Source organism: Pseudonocardia sp. C8 (genome assembly GCF_014267175.1).
Lineage (GTDB): Bacteria > Actinomycetota > Actinomycetes > Mycobacteriales > Pseudonocardiaceae > Pseudonocardia.
Window position 1 is genome coordinate 1,388,620 of record NZ_JACMTR010000002.1, and the last position, 26,025, is coordinate 1,414,644.

At 74.1% G+C, this 26,025-nt stretch carries 23 protein-coding genes; 17 read left to right on the top strand and 6 right to left on the bottom strand.

Going from position 1 to position 26,025, the window contains the following annotated elements:
* Window positions 1-9 precede the first annotated feature (9 nt).
* From H7X46_RS07125 to dapB, 9 genes are all read left to right on the top strand, one after another.
* Window positions 10-669 (top strand): response regulator transcription factor, encoded by a 660-nt coding sequence (locus H7X46_RS07125; protein ID WP_186358645.1) that lies wholly within the window; start codon window positions 10-12, stop codon window positions 667-669.
* Window positions 670-687: 18 nt separating this feature from the next.
* The gene (gene truB / locus H7X46_RS07130) at window positions 688-1,584 is read left to right on the top strand and encodes a tRNA pseudouridine(55) synthase TruB (protein WP_186358646.1); all 897 of its coding nucleotides are present in this window, start codon (window positions 688-690) and stop codon (window positions 1,582-1,584) included.
* Between the two features lie 51 nt (window positions 1,585-1,635).
* Window positions 1,636-2,691 carry a bifunctional riboflavin kinase/FAD synthetase gene (locus H7X46_RS07135; protein ID WP_186358647.1) on the top strand — a complete coding sequence of 352 codons (1,056 nt, stop codon included), beginning with the start codon at window positions 1,636-1,638 and terminating at the stop codon, window positions 2,689-2,691.
* Between the two features lie 65 nt (window positions 2,692-2,756).
* A complete protein-coding gene (locus H7X46_RS07140; protein WP_186358648.1) occupies window positions 2,757-3,293 on the top strand; it encodes a helix-turn-helix domain-containing protein in 537 nt (178 codons plus the stop codon).
* A 200-nt stretch (window positions 3,294-3,493) separates the two neighbouring features.
* Window positions 3,494-3,763, top strand: a complete 270-nt coding sequence (rpsO, locus tag H7X46_RS07145) for a 30S ribosomal protein S15 (RefSeq protein WP_186358649.1) — start codon at window positions 3,494-3,496, stop codon at window positions 3,761-3,763.
* Between the two features lie 240 nt (window positions 3,764-4,003).
* Entirely contained in the window at window positions 4,004-6,292 is a 2,289-nt protein-coding gene (locus H7X46_RS07150; RefSeq protein WP_186358650.1) for a polyribonucleotide nucleotidyltransferase, read from the top strand.
* 70 nt (window positions 6,293-6,362) lie between these two features.
* The gene (locus H7X46_RS07155) at window positions 6,363-7,670 is read left to right on the top strand and encodes a pitrilysin family protein (protein ID WP_186358651.1); all 1,308 of its coding nucleotides are present in this window, start codon (window positions 6,363-6,365) and stop codon (window positions 7,668-7,670) included.
* Between the two features lie 62 nt (window positions 7,671-7,732).
* Window positions 7,733-8,182 carry a DUF456 domain-containing protein gene (locus H7X46_RS07160; RefSeq protein ID WP_186362502.1) on the top strand — a complete coding sequence of 150 codons (450 nt, stop codon included), beginning with the start codon at window positions 7,733-7,735 and terminating at the stop codon, window positions 8,180-8,182.
* Window positions 8,183-8,224: 42 nt separating this feature from the next.
* Complete coding sequence (gene dapB, locus H7X46_RS07165) at window positions 8,225-8,974, top strand: 4-hydroxy-tetrahydrodipicolinate reductase (RefSeq protein ID WP_186358652.1); 750 nt, start codon at window positions 8,225-8,227, stop codon at window positions 8,972-8,974.
* 3 nt (window positions 8,975-8,977) lie between these two features.
* Here the strand turns inward: dapB and H7X46_RS07170 are convergent, their stop codons facing one another.
* A complete protein-coding gene (locus H7X46_RS07170) occupies window positions 8,978-9,508 on the bottom strand; it encodes a GNAT family N-acetyltransferase (RefSeq protein WP_186358653.1) in 531 nt (176 codons plus the stop codon).
* Window positions 9,509-9,622: 114 nt separating this feature from the next.
* On the opposite strand from H7X46_RS07170, the gene H7X46_RS07175 reads away from it, so the two are divergent.
* Window positions 9,623-10,450, top strand: a complete 828-nt coding sequence (locus H7X46_RS07175) for a 3,4-dioxygenase subunit beta (RefSeq protein WP_186358654.1) — start codon at window positions 9,623-9,625, stop codon at window positions 10,448-10,450.
* Between the two features lie 92 nt (window positions 10,451-10,542).
* Window positions 10,543-11,790: a DNA glycosylase AlkZ-like family protein gene (locus tag H7X46_RS07180; RefSeq protein WP_186358655.1), complete on the top strand. Its 1,248-nt coding sequence runs from the start codon at window positions 10,543-10,545 to the stop codon at window positions 11,788-11,790.
* Between the two features lie 1,078 nt (window positions 11,791-12,868).
* Here H7X46_RS07180 and H7X46_RS07185 read toward each other — a convergent pair.
* Window positions 12,869-14,089, bottom strand: coding sequence for a DUF4097 family beta strand repeat-containing protein (locus tag H7X46_RS07185; RefSeq protein WP_186358656.1), 1,221 nt, complete (start codon window positions 14,087-14,089; stop codon window positions 12,869-12,871).
* Window positions 14,086-14,631 (bottom strand): toxin-antitoxin system HicB family antitoxin, encoded by a 546-nt coding sequence (locus H7X46_RS07190; RefSeq protein WP_186358657.1) that lies wholly within the window; start codon window positions 14,629-14,631, stop codon window positions 14,086-14,088. The genes H7X46_RS07185 and H7X46_RS07190 overlap by 4 nt, the downstream gene beginning before the upstream one ends.
* A gap of 97 nt (window positions 14,632-14,728) precedes the next feature.
* On the opposite strand from H7X46_RS07190, the gene thyX reads away from it, so the two are divergent.
* The gene (gene thyX, locus H7X46_RS07195) at window positions 14,729-15,493 is read left to right on the top strand and encodes an FAD-dependent thymidylate synthase (protein WP_186358658.1); all 765 of its coding nucleotides are present in this window, start codon (window positions 14,729-14,731) and stop codon (window positions 15,491-15,493) included.
* A gap of 15 nt (window positions 15,494-15,508) precedes the next feature.
* On the opposite strand, the gene H7X46_RS07200 is transcribed toward thyX, so the two are convergent.
* On the bottom strand, window positions 15,509-16,243 hold the full coding sequence (locus H7X46_RS07200) for a Crp/Fnr family transcriptional regulator (RefSeq protein WP_186358659.1): 735 nt from the start codon (window positions 16,241-16,243) through the stop codon (window positions 15,509-15,511).
* A 153-nt stretch (window positions 16,244-16,396) separates the two neighbouring features.
* Window positions 16,397-17,653 (bottom strand): MFS transporter, encoded by a 1,257-nt coding sequence (locus H7X46_RS07205; protein WP_255426091.1) that lies wholly within the window; start codon window positions 17,651-17,653, stop codon window positions 16,397-16,399.
* 253 nt (window positions 17,654-17,906) lie between these two features.
* Between H7X46_RS07205 and H7X46_RS07210 the strand changes: the two genes are divergently transcribed.
* The 5 genes from H7X46_RS07210 to H7X46_RS07230 all read left to right on the top strand — a co-directional run bounded on the left by H7X46_RS07210 (window position 17,907) and on the right by H7X46_RS07230 (window position 25,103).
* Window positions 17,907-18,533: a TIGR03085 family metal-binding protein gene (locus H7X46_RS07210; protein WP_186358660.1), complete on the top strand. Its 627-nt coding sequence runs from the start codon at window positions 17,907-17,909 to the stop codon at window positions 18,531-18,533.
* A 37-nt stretch (window positions 18,534-18,570) separates the two neighbouring features.
* The gene (dapA, locus tag H7X46_RS07215) at window positions 18,571-19,599 is read left to right on the top strand and encodes a 4-hydroxy-tetrahydrodipicolinate synthase (protein WP_186358661.1); all 1,029 of its coding nucleotides are present in this window, start codon (window positions 18,571-18,573) and stop codon (window positions 19,597-19,599) included.
* 88 nt (window positions 19,600-19,687) lie between these two features.
* Window positions 19,688-21,397: a ribonuclease J gene (locus tag H7X46_RS07220; RefSeq protein WP_370589056.1), complete on the top strand. Its 1,710-nt coding sequence runs from the start codon at window positions 19,688-19,690 to the stop codon at window positions 21,395-21,397.
* Window positions 21,398-21,495: 98 nt separating this feature from the next.
* The gene (locus H7X46_RS07225) at window positions 21,496-24,045 is read left to right on the top strand and encodes a DNA translocase FtsK (protein WP_222131223.1); all 2,550 of its coding nucleotides are present in this window, start codon (window positions 21,496-21,498) and stop codon (window positions 24,043-24,045) included.
* 179 nt (window positions 24,046-24,224) lie between these two features.
* The gene (locus H7X46_RS07230; RefSeq protein ID WP_186358662.1) at window positions 24,225-25,103 is read left to right on the top strand and encodes a YceI family protein; all 879 of its coding nucleotides are present in this window, start codon (window positions 24,225-24,227) and stop codon (window positions 25,101-25,103) included.
* Here H7X46_RS07230 and H7X46_RS07235 read toward each other — a convergent pair.
* Window positions 25,097-26,020: a LysR family transcriptional regulator gene (locus H7X46_RS07235; protein WP_186358663.1), complete on the bottom strand. Its 924-nt coding sequence runs from the start codon at window positions 26,018-26,020 to the stop codon at window positions 25,097-25,099. The genes H7X46_RS07230 and H7X46_RS07235 overlap by 7 nt on opposite strands.
* Between the last annotated feature and the right edge of the window lie 5 nt (window positions 26,021-26,025).

A 26,025-nucleotide genomic window follows, 5' to 3' on the forward strand; every position in this document is an offset into this window, starting at 1 on the left:
GCTGGGCGCGTGCGCGTGCTGCTGGTCGAGGACGACCCCGTCCTCGGGGACGCGTTGCGCCGCACCCTCGTCGCACACGGCCACGTGGCCGAGCTGGTCGGCAGCGGCAGCGCCGCGCTGGCCTCGGTCGCGGAGCGGGAGCCGGACGTCGTCCTGCTGGACATGGGGCTGCCGGACCGCGACGGCATCGGCGTCTGCCGGGAGATCCGCACGCGGTCCCGGGTGCCGATCCTGGCCATCACCGGCCGCGGGGACGTCGCGGCCCGTGTGCAGGGCCTGCGGTCGGGGGCGGACGACTACCTGGTCAAACCGGTCGCCACCGACGAGCTGCTGGCCCGGATCGAGGCCGTGCTGCGCCGCGCCACCGGGGCGGCGGTGGCGGCCACCGTGACGGTCGGGGACGTGGTCGTCGACCTGGACCGGCGGGCCGTCACCGCGGGCGACGACGACGTCGGCCTCACCCGCAAGGAGTTCGACCTGCTCGCCGCGCTGGCCCGGCGGGAGGGCGCCGTCGTGCCCCGCACCGAGCTCCTCGAACAGGTCTGGGGGATCGCCGACGCCTCGGCCGCGCGGACCCTGGAGGCGCACGTCGCGTCGCTGCGCTCCAAGCTCGGCGCCCGCGAGGTCGTCGTGACGGTGCGGGGGGTCGGGTACCGGCTGGCGCGCTGATTCGTACGATTCCCGCCCGTGCCGCCCCGTCATCCGCCACCACCGCCCGGACTCGTCATCGTCGACAAGGACCGGGGGCCGACCAGCCACGACGTCGTCGGGAAGCTCCGCCGGATCATGGGCACCCGCAAGGTCGGGCACGCCGGCACCCTGGACCCGATGGCCACCGGCGTGCTGGTGATCGGGATCGAGCGGGCCACCAAGCTGCTCGGGCACCTGGCCCTGGACACCAAGGCCTACACCGCGACCGTCCGGCTGGGGGTCGCGACGACCACCGACGACGCCGACGGCGAGCCGCTGGCCGAGCCGGTCCCGGTCGACGCCGGCGAGGACCGGGTCCGCGCGGCGATGACCGCGCTGACCGGGGACATCGAGCAGGTGCCGAGCGCGGTGTCCGCGGTCAAGATCGACGGAAGGCGGGCCTACCAGCGGGTCCGCGACGGTGAGGTCGTCGAGATCCCGGCCCGGCCGGTCACCGTGTCCGCGTTCGTGCTGCAGGCGACGCGGCGGGACGGCCCGTTCCTGGACCTCGACGTCGCGGTCGACTGCTCGTCGGGCACCTACGTCCGGGCGCTGGCGCGTGACCTCGGCGCCGCGCTCGGGGTGGGCGGGCACCTCACTGCGCTGCGCCGCACCCGGGTGGGGCCGTTCACCCTCGAACGGGCCCGGACCGTCGCGCAGCTGACCGCGGAGCCGGGGCTGTCGCTGGACCTGGCCGCGGCGGTCGCGACCGCGTTCCCGCGGGTCGACGTCGACGCCGGTGCCGCGACCGACGTCCGGACCGGCCGGTCGCTGCCCGCGGCCGGGATCGAGGGCACCTACGGCGTGTTCGGGCCGGACGGGACCGCGCTCGCCCTCATGGCCGACCGCGGCCGGTACGCGCGCCCGGTCGTCGTCCTGGCGCCCGCCGGGTGAACCCCGGCCCGGCCGCGCGGCCGGGCCCACCGGTTCCGTAGGCTCGCCGCCGTGCAGCGCTGGCGTGGTCTGGAGGCCGTCCCACCCGGCTGGGGACGCTGCGTCGTCACGGTCGGGGTGTTCGACGGCGTGCATCGCGGGCACCGGCAGCTCATCGCCCGGGCCGTGGAGCGGGCCCGCGCCCGGGGGCTGCCCGCGGTCGTCGTGACGTTCGACCCGCATCCCGCGGAGCTGGTCCGCCCGGGCACCCACCCGGCCCGGCTGTCCACCCTGGACCGGCGCGCCGAGCTGGTCGCCGAGACCGGCGCCGACGTCTTCTGCGTCATCCCGTTCACCGAGCAGCTGTCCCGGATGGAGCCGGCCGGTTTCGCGCACGAGGTGCTGGTCGAGCGGCTGCACGCGGCGGTCGTCGTGGTCGGCAGCAACTTCACGTTCGGGTACAAGGCGGCCGGGGACGTCACCGTGCTCGCCGAGCTGGGCCGGCGGTTCGGCTTCACCTGCGAGGCGGTGGAGCTGATCTCGGACAACGAGGTGACCTTCTCCTCCACCTACATCCGGTCCTGCATCGACGCCGGCGCGGTCCGCGACGCCGCGCACGCACTGGGCCGCTGGCACCGGGTGGACGGCGTGATCGTGCACGGCCACAAGCGGGGCCGGGACCTGGGCTTCCCGACCGCGAACGTGGCCTGCCCGCCGCACACCGCGATCCCCGCCGACGGCGTCTACGCCGGGTGGTTCCTCATGGGAGGCCGGCGGCTGATGGCGGCGATCTCGGTCGGCACGAACCCCACGTTCTCCGGGCGGGTGCGGACCCTGGAGGCCTACGTGCTCGACGTCGACGAGGACTTCTACGGCTACGAGGTCGGTGTCGAGTTCGTCGCCCGGCTGCGCGGCCAGGAACGGTTCGACGACGTCGACGCCCTGATCGCCCGGATGCACGCCGACGTGGCACGCTGCCGCAACGTCCTCACGGCGGCCGGTGACGCGGCCGGCCCGGACGACACGGCCGGCCCGGACGGCACCGCCGGTGATGCGGCCGGCGACACCGCCGGCCCGGTGGCCGGCCGGGACGGCACCGCCGGCGCGGGGCCGAACGCCGGCGGCTGAGTGGAAACCCCCACCCGGGGCGAAGCCGTCCCGGGCGGGCGCGGGCCGGGCACAGGATCACCGGCATGGACGATCCGGTGGCGGGCAACCGCGCTCGACAGCGCGAGATCTACGGCGAGCCGCTGGGGGAGCGGGTGCACCGGCTGACGACCGGTCTGGGGATCACGCAGTCGCGGCTGGCGTCGGTGATCGGGCTGAGCCCGGCGATGCTGTCGCAGCTCGCCGGGGCCCGCCGGGTGAAGATCGGTGACCCGGCGGTCCTGGGCCGGCTGATCGCCCTGGACCGGCGGCTGGCCCGCGGCCCGGTGCCGCCGGGCGACGTGCCGGCGCTGCTGGCCGAGGTCCGGGCCGCGCCGACACCCTGGGGCCGGGACGGCGGGTGCACCTGTGCCGCCGGCGACGAGGCCGCCGCGGCGCGCCGGGTGCCGCGGCCCCGCCGCCCGCACGATCCCGCCGCGGCGGCCGACGACGCGTTGCGCGGGGTGACCGCCCCGGCACGGCTGGTCGCCGCGGCGGCCGCGCTGGCGCCGTCGTTCCCGGAGATCGCGGAGGTGCTGCGGCGTGCGGCCGCCCGCCGGGAGCCGCGCCCGGGCCGGCCGTGACGGGTGCGCGGCGGGGCACCGGTACCCGCTGGTACCGTTTGTCGTGGGTCCGGCTGCAGTCCGTGGCGGCCGGGACCGACTACCTGCCGTCCCATCGGCCGGTGCCTGGACAGTGATCCGACAGGGCACTGATCCGAGGGCAGCGAGCCGGCAGACCGGGCGGCACGGCCCCACGGACCATCTCGGATGAAGGAGAAGCAGTGGCACTGTCCACCGCAGAGAAGAAGAGCACGCTCGAGAAGTACGGCACCCACGCCACCGACACCGGGTCCCCCGAGGCCCAGGTGGCGCTGCTGACGCAGCGCATCATCGGCCTGACCGAGCACCTGAAGCAGCACAAGCACGACCACCACAGCCGGCGCGGCCTGCTGCTGCTGGTCGGTCGTCGTCGCCGTCTGCTCAAGTACCTTCGCGAGGTCGACGTGACGCGTTACCGCGCGCTGATCGAGAAGCTGGGTCTGCGCCGCTGACCCGACTCCGGACCCGGCACCGGATTCCGGTGCCGGGTCCCGTCATAACCGGCGCACGACAACTGAAGACGCCCACCACGCGGAGGACGGACGGACATCCGCCGGTCCTCGGTAGTGGCTCCCGGGAGCAGCACGCTGCCCGGGGGCTTCGATCGAAGACCGGCCCAGCAGGGGATCGCCCCGGACGTCGTCGGTGGTGGGAAACGAAGACCACTCCCAACGACGAGGAGACATCCCCGTATGACCGACGTCATCAGCGAGGACGGCGTGCACGAGAGCACCGCCGTCATCGACAACGGTGCCTACGGCACCCGCACCGTCCGGTTCGAGACCGGCCGGCTCGCCCGGCAGGCCGCCGGATCCGTCGTCGCCTACCTGGACGACGAGACCATGCTGCTGTCCGCCACGACCGCCTCGAAGCGGCCGAAGGACCAGTTCGACTTCTTCCCGCTCACCGTCGACGTCGAGGAGCGGATGTACGCGGCGGGCCGGATCCCCGGCTCGTTCTTCCGCCGCGAGGGCCGTCCCGGCACCGACGCGATCCTGACCTGCCGGCTGATCGACCGGCCGCTGCGCCCGTCCTTCGTGGATGGCCTGCGGAACGAGGTCCAGGTCGTCGTGACCGTCATGTCGCTCGACCCGCAGGACCCCTACGACGTCGTGGCGATCAACGCCGCGTCCGCGTCCACCCAGCTCGCCGGCCTGCCGTTCTCCGGCCCGGTCGGCGGCGTCCGGGTCGCGCTGATCGCCAACGAGACCGGCTCGGACTCGCAGTGGGTGGCGTTCCCGACCCACGAGCAGCTCGAGCGGGCCGCGTTCGACATGGTGGTCGCCGGCCGGATCGTCGGTGACGACGTCGCGATCATGATGGTCGAGGCGGAGGCCACCGAGCAGACGATCGACCTGGTCGGCCAGGGCGGCATCGCCCCGACCGAGGGCGTCGTGGCCGACGGCCTGGAGGCGGCCAAGCCGTTCATCCGCTCGCTGTGCATCGCCCAGCAGCAGCTGGCCGACGTCGCGGCCCGGCCGACCGCCGACTTCCCGGTGTTCCCGGCCTACCAGGACGACGCGTACTCCGCGGTCGCCGAGGTCGCCGAGCAGGAGCTGGCGCAGGCGCTGACCATCGCCGGCAAGCAGGAGCGCGAGACCCGCACCGACGAGATCAAGGCGTCGGTGCTCGAGAAGCTGGGTGAGCGCTTCACCGGGCGCGAGGCCGAGCTGGGCAACGCGTTCCGCGCGCTGAACAAGAAGCTCGTCCGCCGGCGCATCCTGACCGACCAGGTCCGGATCGACGGCCGGGGCCTCACCGACATCCGGCCGCTGTCGGCCGAGGTCGAGGTCGTCCCGCGGGCGCACGGCTCGGCGCTGTTCGAGCGCGGCGAGACCCAGATCCTGGGCGTCACCACGCTGAACATGCTGCGCATGGAGCAGACGATCGACTCGCTCGGTCCGGAGACCTCCAAGCGCTACCTGCACCACTACAACTTCCCGCCGTTCTCGACCGGGGAGACCGGCCGGGTCGGCTCGCCGAAGCGCCGCGAGATCGGGCACGGCGCGCTGGCCGAGCGGGCGCTGATCCCGGTCCTGCCGAACCGCGACGAGTTCCCGTACGCGATCCGCCAGGTCTCCGAGGCGCTGGGCTCCAACGGCTCGACGTCGATGGGCTCGGTCTGCGCGTCCACGATGTCGCTGCTCAACGCCGGTGTGCCGCTGAAGGCGCCGGTCGCGGGCATCGCGATGGGCCTGGTGTCCGACCAGGTCGACGGCGAGACCCGCTACGTGGCGCTGACCGACATCCTGGGCGCGGAGGACGCGTTCGGCGACATGGACTTCAAGGTCGCCGGCACCAAGGACTTCGTGACCGCGCTGCAGCTCGACACCAAGCTGGACGGCATCCCGTCCGAGGTGCTGGCCGCGGCGCTGAACCAGGCCAAGGACGCCCGCCTGACCATCCTCGAGGTGATCGGCGAGGCCATCGACGGCCCGGACGAGATGAGCAAGTACGCGCCGCGGGTCACCGCGGTGAAGGTCCCGGTCGACAAGATCGGCGAGGTCATCGGCCCGAAGGGCAAGATGATCAACTCGATCACCGAGAAGACCGGTGCCGACATCTCGATCGAGGACGACGGCACGATCTACGTCGGCGCCAACGACGGGCCCTCCGCGGAGGAGGCGATCGGCATGATCAACGCCATCGCCAACCCGCAGCTGCCGAAGGTCGGCGAGCGGTTCCTGGGCACGGTGGTCAAGGCCGCCGCGTTCGGTGCCTTCGTCTCGCTGGTCCCGGGCAAGGACGGCCTGATCCACATCTCGAAGCTCGGCAACGGGAAGCGGATCGGCAAGGTCGAGGACGTCGTCAAGGTCGGCGACAAGATCCGTGTCGAGGTCACCGACATCGACAACCGCGGCAAGATCAGCCTGGTCCCGGTGCAGGAGGGCGACGCCGAGACGGCGGACGCCGAGGCTCCGGCGGAGGACGTGGCGGGCGCTTCGGTCGAGGCCGAGGCCGAGGCCGCCAACCCGAGCTGATCTGTTGGGCGGAACGCACGACCGTGCGGCGGCGGCCCGGGAACCTCGCGGTTCCCGGGCCGCCGCCCGCATGTCACCCGAACTGCCGGCCGCCGAGCCGGTGCGGCGCAGCGAGCTCCCCGGCGGTGTCCGGCTGATCACCGAGTCGGTGCCGGGCGTCCGCTCGGTGGCGATCGGCATCTGGATCGGCATCGGCTCGGTGGACGAGACGGCCCGGCAGGCCGGCGCCGCGCACTTCCTGGAACACCTGCTGTTCAAGGGCACCCGGCGGCGCAGCGCGGCCGGGATCGCCGAGGAGATGGACGCCGTCGGCGGTGAGCTCAACGCGTTCACCGCCAAGGAACACACCTGCTACTACGCGCACGTCCTCGACACCGATGTCGCGCTCGCGGTGGACCTGCTCGCCGACGTCGTCACCGACGCCGAGCTGGCCCGCGCCGACGTCGAGCTGGAACGCGGCGTCGTGCTCGAGGAGATCTCGATGCGCGACGACGACCCGGAGGACCTGCTCGGCGACCTGTTCGACCAGACGCTGTTCGGCGACCACCCGCTGGGCCGCCCCGTGATCGGCTCCGAGGAGTCGATCCGGGCGATGAGCCGCGAGACCCTGCACGCGTTCTGGCGGGGCGAGTACACGACCCCGCGGATGGTCGTCGCCGCGGCCGGGAACCTCGACCACGACCGGGTGGCCGAGCTCGTCGCCGCCGCGCTCGGCCGGGCCGCGCGGGAGCACACCGGCGCCGCGCCCCGGCCGCCGCGCGTCGCCACCGGGACTCGCCCGGCCCGGTCCGGGGCGCTCGCCCTGCAGACCGACGAGTCCGAGCAGGCGCACGTGATGCTCGGCGTCCCCGCACCGGGCCGGCACGCCCCCGGGCGCCCGGTGCTGGCCGTGCTCAACGCTGCCCTCGGCGGCGGGCTGTCGTCGCGGCTGTTCCAGCAGGTCCGCGAGCAGCGCGGGCTGGCCTACCAGGTGTACTCGTCGACCGTGCGCTACGCCGACGCCGGCGCCCTGTCGGTGTACGCCGGCTGCGCACCGGAGCGGCTCGGCGAGGTCGTCGCCGTCGTGCGGGACGTGCTGGGCACCGTCGCGGCCGACGGGCTCACCGAGGCCGAGGTGGCCCGGGCGAAGGGCTCGCTGCGCGGGGGACTGGTGCTGGGCTGCGAGGACACCGCCTCCCGGATGAACCGGCTCGGCCGGGCCGAGCTGGACCACGGCCGGCAGCGGTCGGTGGCCGAGAGCCTGGCCCGGATCGACGCCGTCACCCCGGAGCAGGTGGGGGCGCTGGCCGAGGAACTGCTCGACCAGCCGCTGACCGCGGCCGTGGTGGGGCCGTTCGGCGATCCTTCCGATCTTCCTGGGCCGCTGCGCGGCCTGTGAGTGGTTAACAGGGCCCTGACCCTGATAACCACTCACGAGTGATTTCTGTCCTTGCCGGCGTGATGATCGCCGCCGGGCTGGCCGGCACGGTGCTCCCGGTCCTGCCCGGGCCGCTCCTCGTCGTCGCCGGGGTCGCGGTGTGGGCGGTGCCGCGCGCCGACGCCGTCGGCTGGTGGGTGCTGGGCATCGCCGTGCTGGTGACGGCCGCCGGGCAGGTCGCGAAGTACCTGCTTCCCGGCCGGCGGCTCAGGGCCGCCGGGGTGCCGAGCCGGACGTTGCTGGCCGGGCTGGTGCTCGGCGTGATCGGGTTCTTCGTCGTCCCGGTGGTCGGGTTGTTCCTCGGGTTCGTGCTCGGCGTGTGGCTGGCCGAGCTGGCCCGCCTCCCGGACTCCGCGACGGCCTGGCGGTCGGCCCGGGGCGCGCTCGCGGCCGTCGGCTGGAGCATCCTCATCGAGCTCGCGGCGGGACTGGTCGCGACCGCGGCGTGGATCGGGGGCCTGGTCCTCGGCTGACCTACACTCGCCCGCGGTTGTCGTCGTGATCGGAGAGGGTGAGTGCGGGTGGCGATCCGGGTGGCGGTGCTCGGCGCGAAGGGCCGGATGGGCAGCGAGGTCTGCCGCGCCGTCGAGGGAGCGCAGGACACCGAGCTGGTGGCCGCCCTCGACGCGGGAGACGACCTGTCCGCACTGGACGGCGCCGACGTCGCCGTCGACTTCACGCACCCGGGCGCGGCCCTGGACAACGTGCGGGCATGCGTCACGCGCGGGGTCGCCGCGGTCGTCGGGACCAGCGGGTTCGACCGGGCGAAGTTCGACGAGGTGCGCGCGATCCTCGACGCGCACGGGTCGGGAAGCGTGCTGGTCGCGCCGAACTTCGGGGTCGGCGCGGTGCTGATGATGCACTTCGCCGGGCAGGCCGCGAAGTTCTTCGACTCGGTGGAGGTCGTCGAGCTGCACCACGCCGGGAAGGTCGACGCGCCGTCCGGCACCGCGGCCCGCACCGCGTCGGTGGTCGCCGCCGCGCGGGCCGAGGCGGGCCTCGGAGAGGTCCCGGACGCCACCACCACCGACCCGGGCGGTGCCCGCGGCGCGGTCGTCGACGGCGTCCACGTGCACGCGGTGCGGATGCCCGGCCTGGTCGCGCACCAGGAGGTCATCCTGGGCACCGACGGCGAGGTCCTCACCCTGCGGCACGACTCGATGAACCGGGCGTCGTTCATGCCCGGGGTCCTGATGGCGGTCCGCGCGGTGCGCGACCGCCCGGGCCTGACGATCGGGCTGGAGCCGTTGCTGGGGCTGGTCTGAGCCCTACTCGACCAGCTGCAGGTGCAGGGTGCCGCTGACCCGGACCTCGCGGATCGTCCCCGCACCGGTGTCCAGGGTGCGGACGGCGCCGTCCGGCTCCCAGCCGGCGCGCGCGTAGAACCCGCGCGACGCCGTGTCGGCCTCCGGCACCCACGCCCGTCCGGCGTCCTCACCGGACGCCCGCAGCGCGGCCGCCGCGGCGGCGAGCAGCCGGCCGCCGTGCCCGCGCCGCCCCCAGCGGGGTTCCACCAGCAGCGTGGACACCTCGGCGATCGAGCGGCCGTCGGCCCCCGCGTACCGGGCAGCCGCGCAGAACCCGACGGTCTCGGAACCCTCGGCGGCGACGAGCAGGTGGAAGTCCTCGCCGGCGTGGACGGCGTCGCTCCAGTGGCTACGGGCCGCGTCCGAGGTCAGGCTCGCGAACGCGGCCTCGGGCAGCAGGCCGGCGTAGGCGGTGCGCCAGGTCCGGTCCTGGATCGCCATGATCGCGTCGACGTCGTCGTCGGTGGCGGGGCGGACGGTCGCGATGGCCATGCGCCATGCCTACCCTGCCGGCTCCGGCGCCGCGCACAGGGTCTTCCGCGCGGGCACTCACACTCGCCTCGCAGCGTTGTGCGGTCACCCGGACGCCGCACCGCAGGAGACCCGATGACCGACGACCGCACCCCCGCCTACCAGGGCCGCCCGCTGCCCCGGCCCGGCGAGGAGGTGGTCGACCAGGGGCTCGGTTTCGATCTCGGTACCCTGCTCGGCCGTCGGCGGGTGCTGGCCGCCCTCGGCATCGGCGCGGTCACGGCCGGCCTCGCCGCGTGCGGGGGCCCGGGTGGCACGACGAGCGCCGGGGAGATCCCCGAGGAGACCGCGGGCCCGTTCCCGGGGGACGGCTCCAACGGCGCGAACGTCCTCACCGAGTCCGGTGTGGTCCGCCGCGACATCCGGTCCGGCTTCGGGACGGGCGGCGCGACCGCCGAGGGCGTCCTGATGACGCTGGACCTGACGATCATCGACACGGCCCGGGCGCCGATGGCCGGTGCTGCCGTCTACGTCTGGCACTGCGACCGCGAAGGCCGCTACTCGCTGTACTCGCCGGGCGTCGAGAACGAGAACTACCTGCGCGGCGTCCAGGTCGCCGACCCGGCCGGAAAGGTCACGTTCGCCAGCATCGTCCCGGCCTGCTACCCGGGCCGCTGGCCGCACGTCCACTTCGAGGTCTACCCGAGCGCCGCCGGGATCACCGACGCGGCGAACGCGATCGCGACCTCGCAGGTCGCGTTCCCCCGGGACGTCTGCGAGACCGTGTACGCCACTCCCGGCTACGAGCGGTCGGTCGCGGCCCTGTCGGAGCTGAGCCTGGAGTCCGACACCGTCTTCGGTGACGACGGCGGGGCGCTGCAGCTCGCGACCGTCACCGGCGACGTCACCTCCGGGTACCGGGTCGCGCTGACGGCCGTGGTGGACACCGGCACGGCGCCGTGACCCCGGCCGGCGGGTCACCGCGCGGGAGATGAGCCGCCGCGGCCCGGCTCCCGCGGGCGTTCCTGTCAGGGGTGCGTGGCAGCATCCGCCCCGTGCGGACGATCTCGGCGGACGTGGCCCGGCGGACCTTCCTCGCGGCGCAGGGTTTCACCGACCCGCGGCCGTCGGGACCGGTGACCCGGCGGCATCTCGGGCGGGTGCTCGACCGGGTCAAGCTCCTGCAGCTCGACTCGGTGAACGTCGCAGTGCGGGCCCACTACATGCCGGTCTTCAGCCGGCTCGGGACCTACCCGGCGGAACTGCTCGACGACGCGGCCTGGTCGCCGAGCAGCCGCAAGCCACGACTGCTGGCCGAGACGTGGGCGCACGAGGCCAGCCTGGTCCCGGTCCGGGACTGGCTGCTGCTCGGGCACAAGACGCTGCCGCCCCGCTGGTGGAGGCACTACCGGCCGCTGCTCGAGAAGCACCCGTCGCTCGCGGAGGACATCCGCGACGTCGTCGCCGAGCACGGCCCGATCGGGGCCGGGGCGATCGAGAAGGAGCTCGCCCCCGGGGGCCGGGCGGGTACGGTGCGGCCCCGCCCGCCGGGAGCGACCTGGTGGGAGCGTTCCGAGGTCAAGCGGGTCTGCGAGTACCTGTTCGCGGTCGGTGAGCTCGCCGTCGGTACCCGGCGGCACTTCGAACGCCGCTACGACCTCCCGGAGCGGGTGATCCCGCACGACGTCCTGCGGGCACCGGCTCCCGACCCGGCCGACGCGGCCCGGGTGCTGGTCGAGAAGGCGGCGTCGGCGCTCGGCATCGGCACCGCGACCGATCTGCGCGACTACTACCGGCTCGGCCTGGAGCGCACCCGGACGGCGATCGCCGAGCTCGTCGACGCCGGCCGCCTCGAACCGGTCACGGTGCGCGGCTGGGCGAAGCCGGCCTATCGCGACCCGGCCGCCGCGGCCCCGCGCCAGGTGACCGGGCGGGCGCTGCTGTGCCCGTTCGACCCGCTGGTCTGGGAGCGCGAGCGCACCGAGCGGATCTTCGGGTTCCGCTACCGCATCGAGATCTACGTGCCCGAACCGAAGCGCGAGTACGGCTACTACGTGTTCCCGTTCCTGCTGGACGGCGCCCTGGTCGCCCGGGTGGACCTCAAGGCCGACCGGGCCGCCGGGGTGCTACGGGTGCGGGGCGCGTTCGCCGAGCCCGACGCCCCGGCGCCGGAGCCGCGGATCGCCACCGAGCTCGCCGGCGAGCTGGCCACGATGGCCGGCTGGCTCGGGCTCGGTGGTGTCGAGGTGGGGGAGCGGGGCAACCTCGCCCCCGCGCTCGCCGCGGCCGTCCGAGCGGGGTGACCGCTCTGCCCGGCCCGCTGGTGCGGCACGTCGGTGTGGCACGGCTCGGTGACACGGCTCGGCGCGTGCGGCACGGTTCGGTCTGCTCGACGCCTTCGAGCTGCTCGAACCGCGGGGCGTGACACGGTTCGGTGGGCGTGACTCGGTTCGGTGGGCGTGACTCGGTTCAGTGGGCGCGGCAGCGTTCGACGCGGGCATTGCCGGCCGTGGCACCGCCGGGCGCGCTACCGCCTTGCGCGCTTTCGCCGGGCGCGGCACATCCGGCGCTCACGGAACCGGGTGACGCTCATGCGAGCCGGTGAGCGTTGCCAGATCTGGTGAGCGCTCGAGGTGGTACTGGCCGCCGATGTCACCCACCCGTTGGGGCCGGGCAGCGCAGTCGCCGTCTTCGGCCCGCAGACGTTACCGGGCGCGCTGCAGGGCGGATACGTGCTGATCGACTCCGCGGCCAGGGAGACTCGCACGTTCCGGCCCTGGAGAGCGAGAATGCGCTGATCGACTCGTGCTCGGTCGGCGAGTTGCACGTTCTGGCCGTGGTGGGGGGCGAGAGCGCGTTGATCGACTCGCTCCGCCCCGGGCGAGGTGCACGTTGTGGCCGTGGCGAGGGCGACAACGCGTTGATCGACTGTCTCCGACCGACTGAGGTGCGCGTTCCCGCCGTCGCAGGGGCGAGAACGTGCGCGTCGATTGGCTCGTGCTGGGTGAGTTGCACGTTCGGGCCGTCGCGAAGACGAGAACGCGCTGATCGACGCCTCGGGCCCGTTCGCACGGGGCGGGCCTGGCCGGGTGCGGCGAGGCGTTGCCGGCCGCGCCGACGCGTCACCTGGACGGTCCCGCTACGGGCCGGCCGGCGCGCACAGAACTTGGTGACGCTCACGCGATCCGGTGCGCTGCCCGACCCGCGGGCGCGTGAGCGCGTGTTCCGGGGTGCGGTGGTGTGTCGATGCTCTCGGCGACCCTGGCCGTGGCATGCCGCAGCGACCCGTGCTTCTGGAGCACGCCCAGGGCGCCGAGCTGCGGGCCGGTGCCACGCACCGGGCCTGCAGCGCGCACCCGATCCCCGGAGCCGTCGGGTCGGTCAGGCGGCAGCCTCCGCCGCGCGGGTGACCAGTACATCGCCGCTGCCGGTGCGCCCGGACAGCCGCAGCGCGGCGTTCGCGGCCGGCGGGTCGTGCCGGACATCCAGCTCGCTGCGGGCCCGCCCGGACCCGGTGGACAGGTCCAGCTCGGCGGCGACCCCGGAATGCACGCCGACGCGGACGTTGCCCGACCCGGTGGTCAGCGTGACGTCGCCGCTGACCGCGTCGGCCAGCACGACGTCCCCGGAGCCGGTCCGGATCTCGAGATCCCCGGTGAGCTGGCCGAGCCGGATGTCGCCGCTGCCGGTGCGGACCCGGGACGGCCCGCCCAGGGAGCCGATCTCGACCTCGCCGCTGCCGGTGCGCACCTGGGCCCGGCCGCCGCACGAACCCAGGTCGATCCCGCCGGATCCGGTGGTGAGGTCGGCGTCGCCGGTCACCTCGGCGACCCGGGCCGTCCCCGAACCGGTCCGGACCGCGACCCAGGACGCCCGCCCGGCCAGCTCGACGCCGGCGGCACCCGTGCGCACGGCGGCGCGTGACCCGGCGGGAGCCGACACGGTCACGACCAGCGGCACCCCGCTCAGCCCCGGCGCCTCCGGGCTGCGGACCACGAGACGGCGGCCCGGCTCGGACCAGTCGATGGTCACGGTCGCGAGAGCATCGCCCGACGGGTCGCCGGAGCGCTCCCACGGGGCACCGACGATCGGGTCGAACCCGCGGCCGGACCAGCCCGCACCGGCGGGTGGTCCGCCGCTCATCGACGTCCCGATCCAGTCGAGGAGCCCGCCCAGCCCGCCGGACCACGGAGGGCCGCCGCGATCGGCGGCCACCTCGACGCGGACCTCGGCGGCGTCCTCGACGAGGTCGACGCGGACCCGGCCACCGGCGATCGTGATCTCGAGCTCGGCCGGGCCGGCGGAGGCCCACCGTCCGCTGCGGGTGCGGTCGTCGCCGAGGGCTCCGTCGTCGGCGGGATCGTCAGCCGCGCCGGTGTCGCCGCTCGGGCCGGTGTGGTCGCCCGCCGCGCCGGTGTCGCCGCTTGCGCCGGTGTGGTTGCTCGCCGCACCACCGGTGTCGCGACTCTCGCCACCCGGCGCCCCCGACTCCGCAGCTCGCGACTCCGCAGCTCCCGACCCCGCAGCACCGGTGCCGGCCGCCCCGGACCCTGCCGGACCACCCTCGACGGGCCCCGTGCTGTCGTCACGCTCGTCGTTCATCCCTGCACCCACCCTCGGAGATGGCGGCCGTCGCGCGGGTCGCGGCCACCGCGTCCCCGCCCCTCGGCCCCGGCCAGCGCCCCCTGCACCGCCTGGGACACCCAGGTGTTCAGCGAGACGCCTTGCGACTGCGCGGCCTTCTCGGCCTGCGCCTTGATCTGCTCGACGATCCGCAGCGTCACCCGGCTGATGTCACCGGCGTCGCCGCCGAACGGCGCACCACCCGGGCCGCCCTCCCCGGGCCGCGGCGGCGCGGCGGGAGCGGGTGGCGGTGTGTGCTCGGTCGGCTCGTCCGCGGGCGCGGCCCCGGAGACCGACACCCGCACCTCCCGGCCGTGCAGCCGGACCTCGACGGCCCGGTCGCCGAGCGCGGCCGTCGCCTCCGATGCCAGGTCGGACAGGGCATTCATGATCGCGAGGCGGGCCGCGGGCTCGATCGCGGAGCCGAGCAGCGCCGCCGTCCGGCGGGTCTGCTCGTCCCCGGCGGCCGCGGCGGCCGCGAGGTCGTCGCGGAGCTGCGCGACGTACGGGGTGAGATCCATGACACCACTATGGCGTCAACAGTGACATCACGGCAAGGTGTCGGTGACGCCAGACCGGCCCGGAGGGCAGGCGCGGGCGGTGGTTACGCTCGTCGGCATGTCGGAGACCACGCCGCAGACCGTGCCGCTGTCCGTGCAACTCGTGGCGAAGACGGAGTTCACACCCCCGGCGGACGTCCCGTGGTCCACCGACGCCGACGGTGGCCAGGCCCTCGCCGAGTTCGCCGGGCGGGCCTGCTACCAGTCCTGGGGCAAGCCGAACCCGCGGACGGCGACCAACGCCGGTTACATCCGGCACATCCTCGAGGTCGGCCACCTGTCCGTGCTGGAGCACGGGAGCGTCAGCTTCTACCTGTCCGGGATCTCCCGGTCGCTGACCCACGAGCTGATCCGGCACCGGCACTTCTCGTACTCGCAGCTGTCCCAGCGCTACGTCCCGGAGCGGGACGCGGCGATGGTCGAGCCCGGTGTCATCGCCGAGGACCCCGAGCTGCACGAGCTGTTCCTGCAGGCCTCCGCGGACGCCCTGGCCTCCTACGAGCGGCTCCTCGAGGGCCTGGAGAAGCGGTTCGCCGACGTCCCGAACGGGACGCTGCGCCGCAAGCAGGCCCGCCAGGCCGCGCGGTCGGTGCTGCCCAACGCGACCGAGACCAAGATCGTCGTCACCGGGAACTACCGCGCCTGGCGGCACTTCATCGCGATGCGTGCCTCCGAGCACGCCGACGTCGAGATCCGCGAGCTGGCCGTCGAGTGCCTGCGCCAGCTGCAGCGCGAGGTGCCGAACGTCTTCGCCGACTTCGAGATCCAGAAGCTCGAGGACGGCTCCGAGATCGCGTCCAGCCCGCTGGTCACCGAGGGCTGAGCGTCCGGCCCGCGTTCAGGCCAGGACGGCGTGGACGCGGCGGCGGAGGTCCGGCAGGTCGCGGACCACGATGGCGCGCCCCTCCTTCTCGACCAGGCCCTCGGCGACCAGCCGGGACAGCTCGCGGCTCATCGTCACCCGGGTCAGCCCGACGAGCAGGGCGAGCTCGTCGACGGCGGGCCGGATCGACAGCCGGGTGGTGGTGTCGAGTGCGACCTCGCCGTAGGCCTCGACGAGGTGTCCGAGCAGCAGGATGACCCGTTCCCGGGCCGGCAGCCCCTCGATCAGGACGTGCAGCTGCATGACGCGCTGCTTGTAGGCGATCCGGCGGGTGAGCTCCAGCAACAGCTCCGGCTCGGCCCGGGCGGCCTCGAGCAGGGCGTCCCGGCTCACCGAGACGATCTCCGACGGCTGGGTGCAGACCGAGCCGAGGTGCCGCGGCCGCCCGTCGATGCAGGCCGCCTCGCCGAGGGTCGCCCCGGACTCGGCGTAGGCCAGCGTCCGCTCGGCGCCGTCGGGGCGGTGCAGGTAGATCCGAACCCGCCCGCCGACGACGAGGTGGAACCGGGCGGACACCTCGCCCTGCCGGTAGACGTGCTCGCCGCGCGCGTAGTGCCGGGGAGTGCCCAGCTCGCCGATCCGTGCGGTGATCGCGCTCGACGGCTCCATGAGGAACGGCGAGACGGGCCGGTCGTGCACGTCGGCGCCGGGGTGCGGGCCGCCCGGATCCGCTGCCGCTCCCGCCGTCACCCGGTCCTCCGTTCCCGCCGCGGGCGTACCCGGTGACGCCCGGTCCCGGATGACGGTAGCCGGGACGGCGGGCGACGGCCCGGTGGGCGGCGCCGGGCGACACCCACCGGGCCGGGCCGGCGCCGGGCGGCACCCACCGGGGCGGGCCGGCACTCAGGCTGCTGCGGGCTGGGCGTCCTGCTCGGCCAGCGAGCCCGCGTGCGTCGTGGGCAGGGCGACGGTGCAGCCGAGGCTGAGCAGCGAGACCGCGGCCAGCACCAGGCCGATCGCGAGGCTGCCGTAGAGCGGGACCAGGGCCGCCGCGATCAGCGGCACGACCCCGCCGCCGAGGACCCCGGCCAGGTTGTACGCGATCCCGGCACCGGTGTAGCGGAACCGGGTGGGGAACAGCTCGGGCAGCTGGGCGCCGATCGGGCCGTAGGCGACCCCGACGACACCGAGCACGATCGACAGGCCGAGCCCGAACGACCACGCGGTGCCGATGTCGACGATCGGGAAGACGACCACCCCGGCGGCGACCGAGGCCACGTTGCCGATGACGACCATGCGGCGTCGTCCCACGCGGTCGGACAGGATCGCCGAGGCGATGGTGGTCACGGCGAACACGGTGCCGCCGACGATCCCCATGGCCAGCACGGTCGGCCGGGGTAGCGAGAGCTGCTGGGTGCCGTAGCTGGTCATGTAGGTGACGCCGATGTAGAAGAACGCGAACACCGCCGTCGTCGACCCGGCGCCGAGGAACACCGCTCCCGGGCGGGTGGTGAACACCTCGGCGACCGGCAGCCGCACCGGACCGGAGGACGGGCCGGCCTCCCGGAACGCGGAGGTCTCCTCCAGGGCGAGCCGCACGTAGAGGCCGACGCCCACCAGCACCACCGAGGCGATGAACGGGACCCGCCATCCCCAGGCGGCGAAGGCGGCGTCGCTCATCGTCAGCGCGGTGGCGAGGAAGGTGGCCGAGGCGAGGGCGAAGGCCACCGACGGGCCGAGCTGCGGGTAGAGCGCGAACTTCCCGCGGGCCTTGGTGGGGGCGTTCTCCGCGGTGAGCAGGGTGGCGCCCGCCCACTCGCCGCCGACCGCGAGGCCCTGCAGGATCCGCAGGACCACCAGCAGGATCGGTGCGAGGACGCCGATCGCCCCGGTGGTCGGGAGCAGGCCGATGGCCAGTGTGGAGAAGCCCATCAGCAGCAGCGTCGTGACCAGCGTTCCCTTGCGGCCGAGCCGGTCGCCGAAGTGCCCGAACAGGATCGACCCGAACGGCCGGGCGACGAAGGCGACACCGAAGGTGGCCAGTGCGAGCGCGGTCCCGGCCGCGGCCCCGAGCTCGGGGAAGAACACCTTGTTGAACACCAGCGCGGCGGCGGTGCCGTAGATGAAGAAGTCGTAGAACTCGATGACGGTGCCGGTCATGCTCGCGAGCGCGATCCTGCGCATCGCCGATGGGGACTGCGTGGGTGCAGCGTGCGTCACGGTGGGTCCTCTCCGCCGTGGGGGCGTCGACCGGGTCACTCGAACGGGGCCCGGCCCGGACACGGGGAGTATGCGGAGGCGGTCCGGCTCGATCTGTATCACTGGCTACAAAACCGTGACGTGAGTCGCCTTCGTTGTGGACTGTTGGCGGGTCGGGCGGCACCGGCCGGGCGCGGGCACTACGTTGGGGACGGTGAGCCTCGCCACCGACGAACGTGCCGCCATCTGCGCCGAGTTCGAACGCTCCGGCCCGGACCGCCCGACGCTCTGCGAGGGCTGGAACGCCCGTGACCTGCTCACCCACCTGCTGGTGCGGGAGCGGCAGCCGTGGAACGCCGCCGGGATCCTGGTGCCCGCGCTCTCCGGCGTCACCGAGCGGGCCATGGAGTCCTACGCGGGTGAGGCCTGGCCGAACATGATCGACGACCTGCGCACGGGCCCGCCGCCGTGGTCGCCGTTCAAGCTCGGCCGGGTCGACGAGCTGGCCAACGGCGGCGAGTTCTTCGTGCACCACGAGGACCTCCGGCGCGGCGAGCCCGGCTGGGAGCCGCGCCCGGCGGACGCGGAGCGTGACGGGCAGCTGTGGCAGCTGCTGGCGTCGTCGGCGAAGGTGCTGTTCCGGCGCAGCCCGGTCGGCGTCGTGCTGCAGCGCCCGGAGGGTGCCACGCAGGTGGTCGCGACCGGGTTCGGCCTGGTCACCGTGGTCGGGGAGCCGTCGGAGCTGGTGCTCCACGCGTTCGGCCGGGACGCCGCCCGGGTCGAGGTCCAGGGGACGCCCGCCGACGTGGAGGCCTACCGCGCCGCCCCCTCCGGGTTGTGACGCGCACACCGGGGACGAGGCGGTACCGTCGACCCCCATGGAGTCCGGCCCCCAGAGCGCCCCGACGGCGCAGCACCCGCCCCGTCGCCCGTTCGGTGAGGTGCTCACCGCGATGGTCACCCCGTTCGACGCCGACGGGGAGCTCGATCTGGCGAAGGCCGAGGAGCTGGCCACCCACCTGGTGGAGCTGGGCAACGACGGCCTCGTCGTCAACGGGACCACCGGGGAGGGGCCGACGACCACCGACAGGGAGAAGCAGGAGCTGATCCGCGCCGTCGTCTCGGCCGTGGGTGACCGCGCGACGATCGTCAGCGGTGCCGGGACCTACGACACCGCGCACTCGATCGAGCTGGCCCGCGGCGCCGAGCGCGCCGGGGCGCACGGCCTGCTGGTGGTGACGCCGTACTACTCGCGGCCGCCGCAGGAGGGCCTGGTCGCGCACTTCACCGCCGTCGCCGACGCGACCGACCTGCCGGTGATGCTCTACGACATCCCGCCGCGCAGCGTGATCGGCATCGACGTCGAGACGTTCCAGCGGCTCGCCCAGCACCAGCGGATCGTCGCGGTCAAGGACGCCCGCAACGACCTGCGGGTCGGCACCGAGGTGCTCGCGACGACGACGCTGGCCTACTACTCCGGTGACGACCCGGTGAACCTGCCGTGGCTCTCCGTGGGTGCGGTCGGCTTCGTGTCCGTGATCGGCCACGTGGTCGCCGACCGGCTCCGCGCCATGATCGAGGCCTACCACGCGGGCGAGCACCAGCGCGCCCGCGCGCTGCACTACGCGATGCTGCCGGTGATCCGGGCGATGGGCCGGGTCGGCGGCGCGGTGTTCGCGAAGACCGCGCTGCGGCTGCGCGGCATCGACGTCGGCGACACCCGGCTCCCGCTGCCGCCGGCGACCGAGGAGCAGACCGCGGCGATCGCCGGTGACCTGGCCGTCGCCGGGGTCGCGCTCGACCCGCAGGCCCGCCCCGGCATCACCGCGGAGCGGCCCGGGCACGGCGCGCTCGGCGGCCGCACCGCCACCGACATCGGGGCCGAGGTGGCCTACCACCGCGCGTGACGGCCCCGTCCACGACTGACGACCCTGTGAGGCACGAACACCTGTGAGCCCCCAGCGCAACGACCGCCGGAACCGACCCGGGCGGTCCCTGAGCGCCCCGCCCGAGACGATCGACCGCCCCGAGCTGCCGGCCGGCCCGCCGCCCGCGCTCGCCGCGGGCGGCCTGCGCACGTTCGCGCTCGGCGGCATCGGCGAGGTCGGCCGCAACATGACCGTCTTCGAGTACGAGGGCCGGTTGCTCGTCGTGGACTGCGGCGTGCTGTTCCCGTCGGACGACTCGCCCGGCGTCGACCTGATCCTGCCCGACTTCCGGGCCATCGAGGACCGGCTCGACGACATCGACGCGCTCGTGCTGACCCACGGCCACGAGGACCACATCGGTGCGGTCCCGTGGCTGCTGCGCATGCGGCCGGACCTGCCCGTGATCGGGTCGCGCTTCACGCTCGCCCTGGTCGCGGCCAAGTGCAAGGAGCACCGCCTCACCCCGCACCTGCAGGAGGTGTCCGCGGGCGACCGGGTGCGGCACGGCGGCTGGGACTGCGAGTACTTCGCGGTCAACCACTCCATCCCGGACGCGATCGCGGTCGCGATCCGCACACCGGCCGGGCTGCTGCTGCACACCGGTGACATCAAGCTCGACCAGCTCCCCCTGGACGGGCGGCTCACCGACCTGGGCGGGTTCTCCCGGCTCGGCGAGGAAGGGGTCGACCTGTTCCTCGTCGACTCCACCAACGCCGAGGTGCCCGGCTTCGTCACCCCGGAGGCCGAGATCGGGCCGGTCATCTCCGACCTGGTCCGCCGGGCGCCGTCCCGGATCATCCTGGCCTGCTTCGCCAGCCACGTGCACCGCGTCCAGCAGGTGCTCGACGCGGCCGCGGCGCACGGCCGCAAGGTCTGCCTGACCGGGCGCTCGATGGTCCGCAACATGGGGCTGGCCGACGAGCACTCGCTGCTCAACATCCCCGAGGGCCTGCTCGTCGACCTCGAGGAGGCGATGCGCCTGCCGGACGACGAGCTCGTGCTCGTCTCCACCGGGTCCCAGGGCGAGCCGCTGGCGGCGCTGTCCCGGATGGCGCGCGGCGACCACCGCAGCATCACCATCCGCCCGGACGACACGATCATCCTGGCCAGCTCGCTGATCCCGGGCAACGAGACCGCGGTCTTCGCCGTGATCAACGGCCTGACCCGGCTCGGCGCGACCGTCGTGCACCAGGGCAACGCCAAGGTGCACGTCTCGGGGCACGCCCCGGCCGGTGAGCTGCTGTTCCTCTACAACGCGGTGCGCCCGTCGAACGTGATGCCGGTGCACGGCGAGTGGCGCCACCTGCGCGCCAACGCCGCGCTCGCGGTGAAGACCGGGGTGCCGGAGGAGTCGGTGGTCATCGCCGAGAACGGCGTGGTCGTCGACCTCGTCGACGGCAAGGCGGCGATCACCGGGCGGGTCGAGGTCGGCCAGGTCTACGTGGACGGCCTGTCCGTCGGCGACGTCGGCGAGACCACCCTCGGGGACCGGATCGCGCTCGGCGAGGGCGGGTTCATCGCGATCACCGTGGCGATCGACCACAAGTCCGGCCGGGCGCTGTCCCGGCCGACGCTGTCCGGCCGCGGGTTCTCCGACGACCCGAAGGCGCTCGACGCGGCCCAGCAGCTGGTCGAGGACGAGCTGTCCCGGCTGGAGACCGAGGGCGTCACCGACGCGCACCGGATCGCCCAGGGCGTCCGGCGCGTGGTCGGCCGCTGGGTGTCGGACACCTACCGGCGCCGCCCGATGATCGTGCCGACGGTGATTGCGGTGTAACGCCCGTGAGTGGTTGTGCGGGCTATGACCCTCATAACCACTCACGAGCACGGAGTGCCTCGCCGAGTCGATCTCCTCCCCGGGCTACCGTGGGTGACATGGCGGGACGTACGGGTACGGGCAGGGCCACCACGAGGGCGGCCGCGGGTCGCGGCTCGGGGCGGTCCGGTGCGCGCGCGTCGTCGTCGCGCAAGCGGTCCGCCACCCGCCGGACGCCGCCGCGGCGGCAGGGCCCCGACCTGATCGACCGCGGGATCGACGCGGTCGGCCGGGGCGTCGCGAAGACGGTCCGGGCGTCCGGGCGCGCGGTCGGGCGCACCCGTGACATCGACCCGGCGCACCGCCGCGACGGCCTCGGCTTCGGGATGCTCGTGCTCGCGGTGATCGCCGCGGCCGGGCTGTGGTGGGGCGCAGGCGGGGCGGTCGGCCACTGGTTCACGTTCGTCGTGCAGGCCGTGATGGGCGTGGCCGGCGTGCTGCTGCCGGTGATCCTGCTGGGGATCGGCGTCGTCCTCGTGACGGCGCCGGCGCACCCGGAGGCCCGCCCGCGGATCGTCGCCGGCTCGCTGCTGCTCGCGCTCGGCGTCCTCGGGCTGGTGCACCTGGCCTACGGCGCCCCCGCCGAGCCGGACGCGTGGCGGGGCGCCGGTGGTGCGCTCGGCTACGTCGCGGGCACCCCGCTGCAGGCCGGGCTGACCGCGTGGACGGCCGTCCCGGTGCTGGTCCTGCTCACCCTGTACGCGTTGCTGCTGGTCACCGGCATCCCCGTGCGCGAGCTGCCGGACCGGTTCCGCCGGCTCACCGGGCAGCTCCCGCCGGAGGACGACGAGGCCGGCGGGACGCCGCGCACGGTCGCCGACGCGGTCGCCGAGAAGGAGGCGGCCGAGGGCGGGGAGACCCCGAAGCGCCGTCGCCCGGCCCGGCGGCGCCAGCAGGCCTCGGAGGCCGACGCGTTCCGGCTGGAGGAGGGCGACCACGCGCCCGCCCCGCCGGAGACCGAGGATCCCGGTGTCTCCGCGGCCGCGTCGAGGAAGAAGCCATCGCGCGCGCCGATCGTCGAGACCCCGCCGGCAGAAGAGGTGCCACCGGCCGAGCACACAGCGGGCGAGCAGCTCTCGATGGCGATCCGCGAACCGGTCGGCGAGACCGAGTACGTGCTGCCACCTGCCGACACCCTGGAGTCGGGGCCGCCGCCGAAGACACGCAGCTCGGCGAACGACGCCATGATCGAGGCGATCACCGGCGTGCTCGACCAGTTCAACATCGACGCCCAGGTCACCGGCTTCACCCGGGGCCCGACGGTCACCCGCTACGAGATCGAGCTCGGCCCCGCGGTCAAGGTCGAGAAGATCACCCAGCTGCAGCGCAACCTCGCCTACGCGGTCGCGAACGACAACGTCCGCCTGCTCGCGCCGATCCCCGGCAAGTCCGCGGTCGGGATCGAGGTGCCCAACACCGACCGCGAGATGGTCCGCCTCGGCGACGTCCTGCGCTCGGGCAGCGCCCGCAACGAGCAGCACCCGATGGGCATCGGGCTGGGCAAGGACATCGAGGGCCACTACCTGGTCGCCAACCTCGCGAAGATGCCGCACCTGCTGGTCGCCGGGTCCACCGGCTCCGGCAAGTCGAGCTTCGTCAACTCGATGCTGGTGTCGCTGCTGACCCGGGCCACGCCGGACGAGGTCCGGATGATCCTCATCGACCCGAAGATGGTCGAGCTGACCCCGTACGAGGGCATCCCGCACCTGATCACGCCCATCATCACCCAGCCGAAGAAGGCGGCCGCCGCGCTGGCCTGGCTGGTGGAGGAGATGGAGCAGCGCTACCAGGACATGCAGGCGAACCGGGTCCGGCACATCGACGACTTCAACCGCAAGGTCCGCTCCGGCGAGATCACCGCGCCGCCCGGGTCCGAGCGGGTGTACCGGCCGTACCCCTACATCATGTGCATCGTCGACGAGCTCGCCGACCTCATGATGACCGCGCCCCGCGACGTCGAGGACGCGATCGTCCGGATCACCCAGAAGGCCCGCGCGGCCGGCATCCACCTGATCCTCGCGACCCAGCGGCCCTCGGTCGACGTCGTCACGGGCCTGATCAAGACGAACGTGCCGTCCCGGCTGGCGTTCGCGACGTCGTCGCTCACCGACTCCCGGGTCATCCTCGACCAGCCGGGCGCGGAGAAGCTGATCGGCATGGGCGACGCCCTCTACCTGCCGATGGGCGCGGGCAAGCCGGTCCGCATGCAGGGCGCGTTCGTCGACGACGACGAGATCGCCAAGGTCGTCGCGTTCACCAAGGAGCAGGCCGAGCCCAGCTACACCGAGGGCGTCACCGCGGCGAAGGCCGGCGAGAAGAAGGAGATCGACGAGGACATCGGCGACGACCTCGACCTGCTCCTGCAGGCGGCCGAGCTGATCGTCACCTCGCAGTTCGGGTCGACGTCGATGCTGCAGCGCAAGCTCCGCGTGGGCTTCGCCAAGGCCGGGCGCCTGATGGACCTGCTGGAGACCCGCAACATCGTCGGGCCCTCCGAGGGGTCGAAGGCGCGGGACGTGCTCGTGAAGCCGGACGAGCTGGAGAACGCGCTCTACCTGATCCGCGGCGGCGGCACGGCCGACGGCGGCGAGGTCGGCGACGACGAGTGAGCGGCGCCACGCACCGGGTCACGTTCGTCCGTTCCGTACTGTGACAAACACCAAGAGTAGCAACTCTTTGGCGCGAACGGATTAACGAGAGGGTGACGAACGTGCCAGAGTGACGGCGAGGGTCGTCGACCGGCGGCCCGCCGTCGTGCTGCCCGTGCGGGGTGGGGGAGGTCTGGCCGGTGTTCTGGAGGAAGAAGGGCGGTCGGCGCCCGGCGCGGGGGACCACGGACCGGCACGCGCTCGTCCCGATTCCGCTGACCGGCGGCGTGCTCTCCGGGCAGGTCCGCGACGGCCAGGGTGGCGCGCTGGCCGGCACCGAGATCTCGGTGATCGACGCCGGGGACCGCCGGGTCGCCCATCTCGAGACCGACCCGTTCGGCCGGTTCTCGGCCTCCCTGATGCCCGGCAAGTACCGGGTCCGGGTCGAGGCCGGCGGCTACCAGCAGGCCTCCGACGTCGTCGAGGTCGAGTGGGGCTCGCACACCGAGATGGGCCCGATCGTGCTCGGCGAGGACCCGGCGCTGCGGCCTCCGCGGCCGGGCGTCTTCGTGATCGACCCCGACCACAGCTCGGTGCGGTTCGTCGCCCGGCACATCGGGCTGTCCAAGGTGTACGGCCGGTTCGACCGGTTCCAGGGCCGGATCCGGATCGCGGAGCCGTTCGAGGAGTCCTCGGTGGACGTCGTCATCGACGCCGCCAGCGTGGACACCAACGTCGAGGCCCGCGACACCCACCTGCGCTCGGCCGACTTCCTCGACGTCGAACGGTTCCCCGAGCTGCGGTTCTCCAGCGTCCGGTTCACCGCGCACGGCGGGAACCGCTGGACCGTCGACGGCGACCTCACGCTGCACGGCATGACCAGCGACGTCTCGCTCGACACCACGTTCCTCGGCTCCGCGGAGTGGAACGGGGACCGGGTCGGCGCGGTCGCGACCACGCAGCTCCACCGCGAGCACTTCACGCTCAACTGGCAGCAGATGATCGCGAAGGGGCTGCCGGTCGTCGGGTCGACGATCGACATCCAGCTCGACGTGCAGGCCGTCCGGCAGGGTCAGTAGACCGGGCCGGCGGTCCCGGTCGCCAGCGGGCCGCGCACCGCCCCGGCCAGTGCCCCCACGACGTCGCACCCGGTGTCCCGGTCGGTGCTCCACACCGCGACCGTGCCGAGCTGCAGCACGGCGTCCCGGACCGGCAGCACGACCACCGGCTCCCCGGCGAACGCCGTTCCGGGCGGGCCGGCGTCCGGACCGGCCAGGGTGAACGCGCGACCCGTCGTCACCAGCTGGACCAGCCCGGCGACGTCGTGGCCCTCCAGCTCGACGTGCCGGGTGATGCCGTGCCGGCGCAGCAGGTCGACGACGCGGCGGTGGAACAGCGGCGCCGCGTCGTGCCGGACCGAGGCGTAGGCCAGGTCGCGCAGCTCCTCGAGCGCCACCGACCCGTGACCGTCGAACCCGGCGTCGGCCGCGACCACGACCGCCGCCGGAGCGGTGTCCAGGCGCACGGAGCTCAACCCCGGCTCGTCGACCGGGCCGTGCACCAGCGCGAGATCGAGCTCGCCGCCGCTCACCGCCTGCAGCAGCGGGCCGGTCCTGCCCGGCCGGAAGTGCACGTCGACGTCGGGATGGTCGCGGGTGACGGCGCCGACGAACGCGCGGCGCAGCGCGGGGGAGATGTCCGGCACGATCCCGACGGTGGCGGTCCGGACCGCGGGGACCTGGGCCTCCCGCACGACCGACGGCAGCGCGTCGAACTGCAGGACGAGGTCCCGGGCCACCGGCAGCAGCGCCTCCCCGGCCGCGGTGAGGGCGAGCCGGCGCCGGTGGCGGACGAACAGCGCCGCGCCGAGCTCGTGCTCCAGGCCGCGGATCCGCCGGGACAGCGGCGAGGCGGCCGTCCCCCGCCGGGCGGCGGCACGGGCGACGTGCAGCTCCTCGGCGACGGCGACGAAGTCCCGGAGGTGGCGGATGTCCACCGGGC